This is a genomic window from Streptosporangium sp. G12, from assembly GCF_052983175.1.
The window spans coordinates 73,973-83,964 of the sequence record NZ_JBRIQO010000037.1 but is presented as its reverse complement, the minus strand read 5'-3'; the positions used below and the strand labels follow the sequence as shown (position 1 = coordinate 83,964).

Below are 9,992 nucleotides of genomic sequence, written 5' to 3'. Positions count from 1 at the left end.
TCGGCAACGCCGACGGCACCAACCAGTTCTGGTCCGGCTCCAACGGCTCCCGCTGCTCCTCCTACACCGGCACCCTGGGCTGGTCCTTCGCCGCCGACGGCCGCCTCGCCGTGACCTTCGGCGGCACGCCGGTAACGCCGTAACGGCCTTCGCCGCCCAGCCGCTCGTGACGTCCCCCGGTTCCCGCGGAGGTCACGAGCGGCCGGCCGGCTGGTGGGAGGAGAAGACCAGGACGGAGGCGGTGAAGCCGTGGACGTGGTTGTGGCCGCCCACGGGGCCCACCTCTCCGGCGGCGAAGAACCCGGCCACCCCGATGGGGCCCAGGGTGTCGCGGACGGCGACGGCGTCGTGGTCGGCGCTGCCGAACATGGCCGAGCCCCGGCCGTTGCAGGAGAACAGCAGGGCGCCGTCCACCCGGCCGAACTCCTCGCGGTGCGCGTCCAGCAGCTCGTACAGGTCCTCGTCGGCGGTGGCGGCGTCGCGGACCTGGAAGCGGACGGTACGGCCGATCTCCACGACGTCGCCGATGGCCACGGCCTCCCGCTCGGGGTCGATGCCGAGCACGCCGCGGATCAGGAAGTCGCCGTGCTCGTGCTTCTCGGCGTACTCGTCCATGGCGATGCCGATCTGCAGCCCCGAGGCGACCAGGTCGCGGTCGTCCTCGTCCAGGGCACTGACGATCTCCTCAAGCCGCGCCAGGGCGGGCTGTCCGGCCAGCTCGAGCAGGAGGTTGTCCTCGGCGGAGGTGACGGCCATCGTCGGGCCGATCGGGCGGCAGCCCTGGCTGACGACGGTGCTGACGTTGAGGGCGCCGCTGAGCAGCACTCCGACGGCTCCCTCGGTGTGGATCTCCCCGTTGACGAACAGCCGGACCGCCCCGCGGCCCTGGATGGCGTTGGCCAGGCCGCCGATCAGGGGGAGGTTGCCCATGACCTCCTCGGAACGCTCGACGAAGCCGTCGGTGGGGAAGCTGTAGGGGTCGGCGAGCAGGATGGCGGCGTGGTCGTCGGGGGCACGGTCGGGCAGGCCGACCACGACGAACCGGTCGTCGGTCCTCAGCGTGTCGAGCGCGAAGGTCGTCAGCCGGGCCCCGCCCAGGGAGGCGGCCCAGGCGCTCACCGCGGGGGTGACCTCGACCCCCTGCCCGTCGCCGATGACCCCGGTGGCGCTGCACCCGAGGACGGCGGCGCCGGGTGCCATGCTCATCGCGCGCAGCCCGGCGCGGGAGACGTCGTCGGGATCGTCCCCGCAGATGAAGAAGCAGAGCAGGTCGGCCGGTCCGGACAGGCCGGACAGGGCTTGGCGCACCGCGGTCTCGGCCGCGGAGACCAGATCGGACCCCACCGCGAGGCCGTCGGCGAAACGGCTCGTCATCAGCGCCACTCGTCTCGCCTCTCCTTCTTGATCCCTTGTCCGGTGGCTCACCGGGGAGTGTCCGGGTATCACCGGAAGCTCGCCCTGAAGCCCTGAGCCTTGGATCTTGCCGTGAATCCTGTCGCGGAGCCTGTCGTGAAGCCGTGAAGTCCCTCGGTGCCGGGACACCGTGAACTCCGGAGATCCCACGTGACGGCCCCTTCCAAGGTCGTCCCGGCCCCCCTGCCGGGGAGCCGTGCGATGCCTTGTCTTGGAGCGATTCTCCCCACTGGCGACACAAGCACTCACGTTGCCCCTCACGCAATATTGACTTCCTCCCGGCTCTGAAGGGCCGGGATTTCCCTTGCCGCCGGCGCGGCATGCTGCCGCGTGGCGGTTCGGGGTGGTTGACGCTTCACAGACCGCCCGACGGCGAGGTCTCCACGTCCTGAGACCGCCTGCCCGGCGGCCTTGATGTTCTTGGCGGCTTTCACGTCGGCATGCTCGACCTGGCCGCAGGAGGTGCAGGCGAATCGCGCTTGGCTCTCACGCGATGCCGCATCCACCGCCCTGCACACCGAGCACGTCTGAGACGTGTACGCCGCCGGAACTTTAATCACTTTGCTGCCCGTGTACCGGGCTGCGTTGCTCAGCGCGAGTTCGAGCCCGTACCAGCCCCTGTCCAAGATCGCCTTGTTGAGGCCGGACTTCTGCGCGACCCGCGAGCCGGGCTGTTCGATGGTGCCTTTCGCCCTGGCCGTCATGCTCTTCGTTTTGAGGTCTCCCAGGACTACCGCCCTGTATCGGCGGGTGAACGGGAAGGCCGGGGCATGCTCGCACCTTGAAGGGCACTCCCGCTCGGGCTGACCTCGGCCTGAAGGCTGGGCTTGCGCCCTTTGGATTCGGTCAAGATCTGAAAGAGGGATGAGAGTGCCGGATCGGGCGTTGTGGACGTAGGCTCGATCCCGTGCCTCACATCCCAGAGCCACGAACTCTGCGCGAGCTGCGCGCGAGCGGCCATATTCACCGTACGGTAAAGGCCGAGATCCGTGAGAATCTCCTGACCCGCCTGCGGGCAGGAGAGCCGCGGTTCCCCGGCATCGTGGGCTTCGACGACACCGTCCTGCCATACCTGGAGCGAGCGCTGCTCGCCGGGCACGACCTGGTCCTGCTCGGTGAGCGGGGTCAGGGCAAGACCCGGTTGATCCGCACCGTGACCGGGCTCCTCGACGAATGGACCCCCGTCGTCGAGGGTTGTGAGATCAACGACCATCCCTACGAACCCTCGTGCGTCCGCTGCCGCCGCCTGGCCGGCGAGGCGGGCGAGGAGCTGCCGATCTCCTGGAAGCACCGGGACGAGCGGTACGGCGAGAAGCTCGCCACCCCCGACACCTCCGTCGGCGACCTGATCGGCGACATCGACCCGATCAAGATCGCCGAAGGGCGCACGCTCGGCGACCCGGAGACCGTCCACTACGGCCTGGTCCCCAGGAGCAACCGCGGGGTGTTCTCCGTCAACGAGCTGCCCGACCTGGCCGAGCGCATCCAGGTGTCGCTGCTCAACGTGCTGGAGGAGCGCGACATCCAGGTCAGGGGCTACAACCTGCGCCTGCCCCTGGACATCCTGCTGATCGCGAGCGCCAACCCCGAGGACTACACCAACCGCGGCCGGATCATCACCCCGCTGAAGGACCGCTTCGGCGCCGAGATCCGCACCCACTACCCGCTGTCGATCGAGACCGAGCTGGTCCTGATCCGCCAGGAGGCCGCGCTCGGCCAGGTGGGTGCCGACCTGCCCGACCACCTGATCGAGGTGATCGCCCGGTTCACCCGGCTGGTCCGCGAGTCCACCGCGGTGGACGCCCGCTCGGGGGTCTCGGCCCGCTTCTCCATCGCCGCCGCCGAGACCGCGGCGGCCTCCGCCGTACGGCGTGCCGCGCTGACCGGCGAGGACCACGCGGTGGCCAGGGTCGCCGACCTGCCGGGGATCGTGCACACGCTGCGCGGCAAGGTGGAGTTCGAGGTCAGCGAGGAGGGCCGGGAGACCGAGGTGCTCTCGCACCTGCTGCGCAGGGCGGTGGCCGAGACGTTCCGCGGCACGCTCGGCGGCACGGACCTGAACCCGCTGCTGGAGAAGTTCTCCGAGGGCATCCAGGTGGAGTCGGGGGTGACGGTTCCCGCGGCCGAGCTGCTGCGCAGGATCGGCCCGGTTCCGGGTCTGGCAAGGATCATGTCCCAGCTCGGCATCGGCGACGAGTCCCCCGGGCACGCCGCCGCCGCGCTGGAATTCGCCATGGAGGGTCTTTACCTCCTGCGCCGGCTGTCCAAGGACGAGGTGGACGGCACGACGGTTTACCGCACCTGAGGTGTCTGCATGAGCTATCGCTATGGCGAGTACCGGGACGGGCCCGACCCGCTCGCCCCGCCGTACGACGTCCGTTCGGCGCTGGACCGGATGGGCGACGCAATCCTGTCCGGTTCCAATCCCGCGCACGCCCTGCGCGACCTGCTCAAGGAGGGCCTGCCGGGCGCGCAGGACCGTCGCGGCCTTGAGGATCTTCTCCGCGAGGTGCGGCGGCGGCGCCGCGAGCTGCGCGAGCGCGGCCGTCTCGACGGCACGCTGGAGCGGGCCAGGGCGCTGCTGGACAAGGCGATCGGCCAGGAACGGGCCGAGCTGTTCCCCGATCCCTCGGACGAGGCCCGGCTGCGCGAGGCGGAGCTGGCCGCCCTCCCCGACGACACGGCGAGCGCCATCCGGGAGCTGGGCACCTACCGGTGGCGTTCGGCCGCCGCCCAGCGGACCTTCGAGGAGCTGCGCGACCTGCTGCGCAGGGAGGTGCTCGACAGCCAGTTCCGCGGCATGCGGCAGTCTCTGGCCAACCCCGACCCGGCCGCCATGGAGCGGGTCAGGGAGATGATGTCCGATCTGAACGACATGCTCGACCGGGATTCCCGGGGCGAGCACACTCAGGCCGACTTCGAGCAGTTCATGTCGAAATATGGGGACATGTTCCCGGAGTCGCCGCGGAACCTGGAGGAGCTGGTCGACGCCCTGGCCCGGCGGGCCGCGGCCACCCAGCGCCTGCTGGCCTCCCTGACCCCGGCCCAGCGTGAGGAGCTCGACCAGCTGATCGAGCAGACCCTCCAGCAGGCCGGGCTGGACGAGCAGATGCGCCGCCTGGGCGAATCCCTCTACGCCCGCCGCCCCGACCTGGCCTGGAACACCCCGGAGCGGCTGAGCGGCGACGAGCCGATGGGGATGTCCGACGCCGTGGGCGCGCTGGACGAGCTCGCCGACCTGACCCAGCTGGAGGCCGCGCTCCGCCAGGACTACCCCGGCGCCCGCATGGACGACATCGACGAGGCCGCGATCCGGCGTGCCCTGGGCCGGTCGGCCGTCGACGACCTGGAGGCGCTCAAGCAGATCGAGCGCGAGCTGGAGCAGCAGGGCTACCTCCTGCGCCGGCGCGGCAAGCTGGAGCTCACCCCCAAGGCCGTACGGCGGCTGGGAGAGACCGCGCTGCGTCGCGTCTTCGCCTCCCTTGAGAGCGGGCGCCGCGGCGACCACGACCAGGTGGACGCGGGCTCGGCCGGTGAGCTCACCGGCTCCACGCGGCCCTGGCGGTTCGGCGACGAGCAGCCGATCGACGTGGTCCGCACGGTGATCAACGGCGTCCGGCGCGGCGGGAGCGGCGGCACGGTGACCCTGTCGGTCGACGACTTCGAGGTGGCCGAGACCGAGCGGCGCACGGCGGCCGCGGTGTGCCTGCTGGTCGACCTGTCCTACTCGATGGCGCTGCGCGGCACCTGGGCCGCCGCCAAGCAGACGGCGATGGCGCTGCAGGCGCTGGTGGCCTCGAAGTTCCCCCAGGATTCGGTGCAGATCATCGGCTTCTCCAACTACGCCCGGGTGCTGCAGCCCGACGAGCTGGCGGGGCTGGAGTGGGACATGGTGCAGGGGACGAACCTGCACCACGCCCTGCTGATCGCCGGACGCCACCTGGACCGCCACCCCGACTTCGAGCCGGTCGTGCTCGTGGTCACCGACGGTGAGCCCACCGCCCACCTGCGGCGCAACGGCTCGGCGGCCTTCGAGTGGCCGCCCACCCAGGAGACGCTGGAGCTGACCCTCGCCGAGGTCGACAAGATGACCCGGCGCAGGGCGACGCTCAACGTCTTCATGCTCGCCGACGACGAGCGTCTGAAGGATTTCGTGAACGAGGTCGGGCGCCGCAACGGCGGCCGGGTCTTCTCCCCCGGCGCCGACCGCCTGGGAGAGTACGTCGTCAGCGACTTCCTGCGGTCCCGCCGCACCCGCTGAGCTCTATGAGGGATCAGGCGTTGACGTAGGCGACGTAGCCGTCGAGCGCCAGATCGAAGCCGTCGCGGTGGTGGCGGTGGGAGCGGTAGCAGGGCCGCCACGCCGTGCTGTTGCCGACGCCCGCGCGGGCGTCGGCGATCGCGGAGGGGACCCGCTCGGGGGAGAGCAGGAGGCCGCCGCCGAGATAGCGGTCGTCGGTGAGGACCGTGGGGGTCGCGGGGTCGCCGCTCGCGTAGCGGCCACGGCGCCAGCCGCTCTCCTCGTCCCAGACCAGCGCGTCGCCGTCGATCAGGCGGATGGTGACGGTGCGCGGGTCGCAGGGCCCCTGCCACCAGCTCTCGACCTGGTCGCCCAGCGCCTCGACGACGAGGCGGGCGTAGCGGGACGGCTGCTCCCGCCACTCCTCGGTGTACGGCTCAACATGTTTGACACCCACGGCGGGCACTCCCTTGTGCCGTCTTACTCTGTCCGATGGAACGCCCGCCCGGCACGACCACGACTTCACCGCCGCCGGTCTCATCACACGGGTACGAGCTCGCCCACGATCCTACTAACCCCGCGGACGTGCTCCGAGCGGAATGCGAAGATCGAAAATCTCGTACGCCGGACATCGTCCCCTCAACCGTGACCCTTCCGTAACAACCACCTCGAAACAAACGCCGTCTACCCAGTAATGGAAAAACACGGTTCTCGAAAGGGGAGGAAGTGAGCCCGATGCTCGCGGGAATTCTCGTGGCGCTGATGCTCATCGTCTGCGTCTGTTTCGAGTTGTGCATGGTCCCGCCCACGCGCGACAGGAACGACACCGTCGAAGGTGAGTGACCCCGCGCGAGCCGTACCCAGACGAGATCACCGGATACTAATGTCTGGCGCATGACAGACCTGCTGCTCTGGCTGCACATCGGTTTTGCGATCTTCGCTCTGGGGCCGATCACCGCCGCCACGATGTCCACCCCCAGATTCATCCGTGCCAAGAACGTCGGCGTCCTGCGTTATCTGCACAAGACCACGCGTCTCTACGGTTTCGCGTCCGTCGGGGTCTTCCTGTTCGGGCTGCTGCTGGGCCGCGAATTTCTCGGAAAGCCGTACCTGTCGGTGTCCATGACGCTCTTCATCGTCGCCGCGGTACTGCTGATCATGGTGGACCGGGACCAGAGCACCGCCATCCGGGTCCTCGCCAGCGAGAACCCGGACGACGATGCCAAGGTGCAGGTGGGCCGGATCGCCGCGCTCTCCGGTGTGATCGTGCTGATCTGGATGGTCATCCTGGTGCTGATGGTCTGGGGCGACCCGGTCTGAGCCGCCCGGCCGCCCCGCGGCTCGGTCAGCGCCCGTCCCCGGGCCCGCCCGGCCCCGTCGGACACGTGGCCCCGCCCGGCCCCCTCACGGCCCGTGCCAGGCCCGTCGCGACGACCCGGCCGGAGCCCGCGCCCGACTCCCCGTGCCTCCCCTGCGCCTCCCGTGCCCGTCCCTACCCCAGCGCCTGGGTGAGGTCGGCCAGCAGGTCGTCGATCGACTCGATGCCGACCGACAGGCGTACCAGGTCTCCGGGAACCTCCAGCGGCGAGCCCGCCACGGAGGCGTGGGTCATCCGGCCCGGGTGCTCGATCAGCGACTCCACGCCGCCGAGCGACTCGCCCAGGATGAACAGCCTGGTCCGGTCGCACAGCTCGACCGCCTCGGCCTCACCCCCGGCGACGCGGAAGGAGACCATGCCGCCGAAACGCTTCATCTGCTTGGCCGCCACCTCGTGGCCGGGGTGGTCGGCCAGGCCCGGGTAGAGCACCGAGGTCACCCGCGGATGGGCGAGCAGCAGGTCCACCACCCGCTCGGCGTTGTCGCAGTGACGGTCCATCCTCACGCCGAGCGTCTTGAGGCCGCGCAGCGTCAGCCAGGCGTCGAACGGCCCGGCCACCGCGCCCATCGCGTTCTGGTGGTAGGCGAGCTCCTCGCCCAGCCCGGCGTCCCGCGCGACGAGCGCGCCGCCGACCACGTCGGAGTGACCGCCCACGTACTTGGTGGTCGAGTGCACCACGACGTCCGCACCCAGCGCCAGCGGCTGCTGCAGGTACGGGGAGGCGAAGGTGTTGTCCACCACCAGCAGCGCGCCGCACTCGGCCGCGAGCTGGGCCAGGGCCGCGATGTCCGCGATGCCGAGCAGCGGGTTGGTGGGCGTCTCCACCCAAATAATCTTGGTCTTCTGGGTCACGGCGGCCGCCACCGCCGCCAGGTCGCCCAGCGGCACCGGGTCGTAGTGCAGCCCCCAGCGCTCGTGGACCTTCGCGAACAGGCGGTAGGTGCCGCCGTAGGCGTCGTTCGGGATGATCACGTGGTCACCCGGCCTGCAGATCGTACGGAGCACCGTGTCCTCGGCCGCCAGACCCGAGGCGAAGGCCAGGCCACGGCTGCCGCCCTCGACGGCGGCCATGGCCTCCTCCAGCGCGGTCCTGGTCGGGTTGGCCGACCGGCTGTACTCGTATCCGGCGCGCAACCCGCCCACGCCGTCCTGCTTGTAGGTGGACACCGCGTAGATCGGGGGCACCACGGCCCCGGTGTAGGGGTCGGGCTCCTGACCTGCGTGAATGGCCAGCGTCTCGAATCCATGGTTCATGGGGTCAACGCTACTCGCAGCAGCGGGGGCCCCAGGGCCGTGGGAGCCGCTCCCCACGGCCCTCCGCCGCCTACTCGGCCTACTCGGCGCGTTCCCCGCTGATCCGCGAGAGCAGGAGCGGGTCGGCGAGCGTCAGGGCCGCGCCGACCACGAGCCCCGCGACCAGCAGCACGATCCCGATGACGGTCATCTCTTTCCCCCTTCGACCTCTCAAGGATCGGTCACGGGCTCCCGGCGCCGCCTCCGCTGAAGAGCCGGTCCCGGCGGGGGCGGTTCGACCGAACGGCCGATATGACATCTCCTCCTCGAGGCCTAGGCTCGGGGACCGTGGGAGAAACGAGCCGGTTGGTCTACTGGGTCAAACGCCTCAGCGAGATAGCGTTGATCGGCTGGCTTGTCCTGCTCCTGCTGATCGACGTGGTCGCGGCGACGAACGGCCTCAATCCGGCGATACTGCTGAGCCCCGTGTGCGGCCTGGTCGGCGTCGTGGCGGTGGTGCGACGCCGCCGCCGACGGGTCGGCGGGCTCGTCACCCTGCTGACGGTGTCGTTCCTGTCCTCCCTGCTCATCGGGATCACCAACGGCGACGGCAGTCCCGGCGCGGCCGAGATCGGGTCGCTGCTGGTCCTCACCGTCGGCGGGCTGCGCGCGATCGAGCCGGTACGGCGGGCCGCGCTGCTCTCCCTCGCGGCGATGGTCGTGCTCGAAGCCTCCACCGCCCGCATGAACTCCATAGGCCCGGAGCCGGCGATAGCCGTCGGCTTCCTGCTCTTCGTCTGCTGGTCCTTCGCCGCCGGGATCGGCGCCTACCTCCGCTTCCAGCTGGAGCGCCGCCGGGAGGCCGTCAACACGGTGCGGCGGTCCGAGCGCCTGGAACTGGCCAGGGAACTGCACGACCTGGTCGCCCACCACATCACCGGGATCGTGGTGCAGGCGCAGGCCGCCAAGGTCGTCGCAGAGCAGAGGCCGGAGGCCGTGGTCCCCTCCCTGGAGGCGATCGCCAACGCCGGGGCCGACGCGCTGACCTCGATGCGCCGCCTGGTCAGCGTGCTGCGCGCGGAGGACCAGGCGGCCCGCTCACCGGGCAGCACCCTCATGGACATGCGCACGATGGTCGAGCGCTTCTCCGCCGCGGGCCCCCAGGTCACCTTCGACATCGGCCAGGGCATCACCGACGACACCGTGGCCCAGGAGGTGATGACCACCCTCCACCGGGTCCTCCAGGAGTCGCTGACCAACGTCCGCAGGCACGCCCCGGGCACCGGCTGGGTCGAGGCGGACCTGAAGCTCACCGACGGATCCGACCTGCGCGCGTGGGCCGAGAGCGTGCGCGCGAGAACGAGGAACGGCCAGGACCCGCGAAGCCGGCGTGCCGCCTACGCCTCCGCGAGCACCTCGACCGGCGCGGGCGTGGGCGGCGCCTCGGCCACCGGGGGCGCCGTGCGGCTGCGGGTGCGCAACTACGGCTCGACGGCCGACGTCAGGATCTCCCGCCTCGGGGGCGGCTTCGGCCTGGTGGGCATGGCCGAGCGCGTCGAGGCGCTCGGCGGCCGCCTCATGGCCGGGCCCACCCCCTCCGGGGCCTGGGAGGTGATGGCGGAGTTCCCCCTCTGACCTCGGAGGCCTCCGTCCCGGGAGACCCTCGGATCCCCGGACGGCGCGGAGCCGGGAGACCCCCGCGTCCCCCGGAGGGCCGGGGACCCGGCC

8 protein-coding genes are annotated in these 9,992 nt (G+C 70.9%); 4 read left to right on the top strand and 4 right to left on the bottom strand.

What is annotated here, in order from left to right:
- Positions 1 to 192 precede the first annotated feature (192 nt).
- Both ACVCAG_RS40405 and ACVCAG_RS40400 read right to left on the bottom strand, forming a co-directional pair.
- Complete coding sequence (locus ACVCAG_RS40405) at positions 193 to 1,374, bottom strand: FIST N-terminal domain-containing protein (RefSeq protein ID WP_440088307.1); 1,182 nt, start codon at positions 1,372 to 1,374, stop codon at positions 193 to 195.
- Positions 1,375 to 1,670: 296 nt separating this feature from the next.
- Positions 1,671 to 2,117 (bottom strand): zinc ribbon domain-containing protein, encoded by a 447-nt coding sequence (locus tag ACVCAG_RS40400; RefSeq protein ID WP_440088230.1) that lies wholly within the window; start codon positions 2,115 to 2,117, stop codon positions 1,671 to 1,673.
- Between the two features lie 203 nt (positions 2,118 to 2,320).
- Between ACVCAG_RS40400 and ACVCAG_RS40395 the strand changes: the two genes are divergently transcribed.
- Both ACVCAG_RS40395 and ACVCAG_RS40390 read left to right on the top strand, forming a co-directional pair.
- Positions 2,321 to 3,718, top strand: coding sequence for a sigma 54-interacting transcriptional regulator (locus ACVCAG_RS40395; protein ID WP_362848497.1), 1,398 nt, complete (start codon positions 2,321 to 2,323; stop codon positions 3,716 to 3,718).
- A 9-nt stretch (positions 3,719 to 3,727) separates the two neighbouring features.
- The gene (locus ACVCAG_RS40390; RefSeq protein ID WP_440088231.1) at positions 3,728 to 5,674 is read left to right on the top strand and encodes a vWA domain-containing protein; all 1,947 of its coding nucleotides are present in this window, start codon (positions 3,728 to 3,730) and stop codon (positions 5,672 to 5,674) included.
- 13 nt (positions 5,675 to 5,687) lie between these two features.
- On the opposite strand, the gene ACVCAG_RS40385 is transcribed toward ACVCAG_RS40390, so the two are convergent.
- Entirely contained in the window at positions 5,688 to 6,110 is a 423-nt protein-coding gene (locus tag ACVCAG_RS40385) for a DUF6292 family protein (RefSeq protein ID WP_440088232.1), read from the bottom strand.
- 437 nt (positions 6,111 to 6,547) lie between these two features.
- On the opposite strand from ACVCAG_RS40385, the gene ACVCAG_RS40380 reads away from it, so the two are divergent.
- Positions 6,548 to 6,973 (top strand): hypothetical protein, encoded by a 426-nt coding sequence (locus ACVCAG_RS40380; RefSeq protein ID WP_350971812.1) that lies wholly within the window; start codon positions 6,548 to 6,550, stop codon positions 6,971 to 6,973.
- A 172-nt stretch (positions 6,974 to 7,145) separates the two neighbouring features.
- Here ACVCAG_RS40380 and ACVCAG_RS40375 read toward each other — a convergent pair whose 3' ends face one another.
- Positions 7,146 to 8,285 carry a cystathionine gamma-synthase gene (locus tag ACVCAG_RS40375; RefSeq protein ID WP_440088233.1) on the bottom strand — a complete coding sequence of 380 codons (1,140 nt, stop codon included), beginning with the start codon at positions 8,283 to 8,285 and terminating at the stop codon, positions 7,146 to 7,148.
- Between the two features lie 327 nt (positions 8,286 to 8,612).
- Between ACVCAG_RS40375 and ACVCAG_RS40370 the strand changes: the two genes are divergently transcribed.
- The gene (locus ACVCAG_RS40370; RefSeq protein WP_440088234.1) at positions 8,613 to 9,899 is read left to right on the top strand and encodes a histidine kinase; all 1,287 of its coding nucleotides are present in this window, start codon (positions 8,613 to 8,615) and stop codon (positions 9,897 to 9,899) included.
- The last annotated feature ends 93 nt before the right edge of the window (positions 9,900 to 9,992 follow it).

Bases quoted from the DNA above. Each gene is read 5' to 3' on its own strand.
- ACVCAG_RS40405 (WP_440088307.1), bottom strand. From the start codon at position 1,374: ATGACGAGCCGTTTCGCCGACGGCCTCGCGGTGGGGTCCGATCTGGTC.
- ACVCAG_RS40400 (WP_440088230.1), bottom strand. From the start codon at position 2,117: ATGACGGCCAGGGCGAAAGGCACCATCGAACAGCCCGGCTCGCGGGTC.
- ACVCAG_RS40390 (WP_440088231.1), top strand. From the start codon at position 3,728: ATGAGCTATCGCTATGGCGAGTACCGGGACGGGCCCGACCCGCTCGCC.
- ACVCAG_RS40380 (WP_350971812.1), top strand. From the start codon at position 6,548: ATGACAGACCTGCTGCTCTGGCTGCACATCGGTTTTGCGATCTTCGCT.
- ACVCAG_RS40375 (WP_440088233.1), bottom strand. From the start codon at position 8,285: ATGAACCATGGATTCGAGACGCTGGCCATTCACGCAGGTCAGGAGCCC.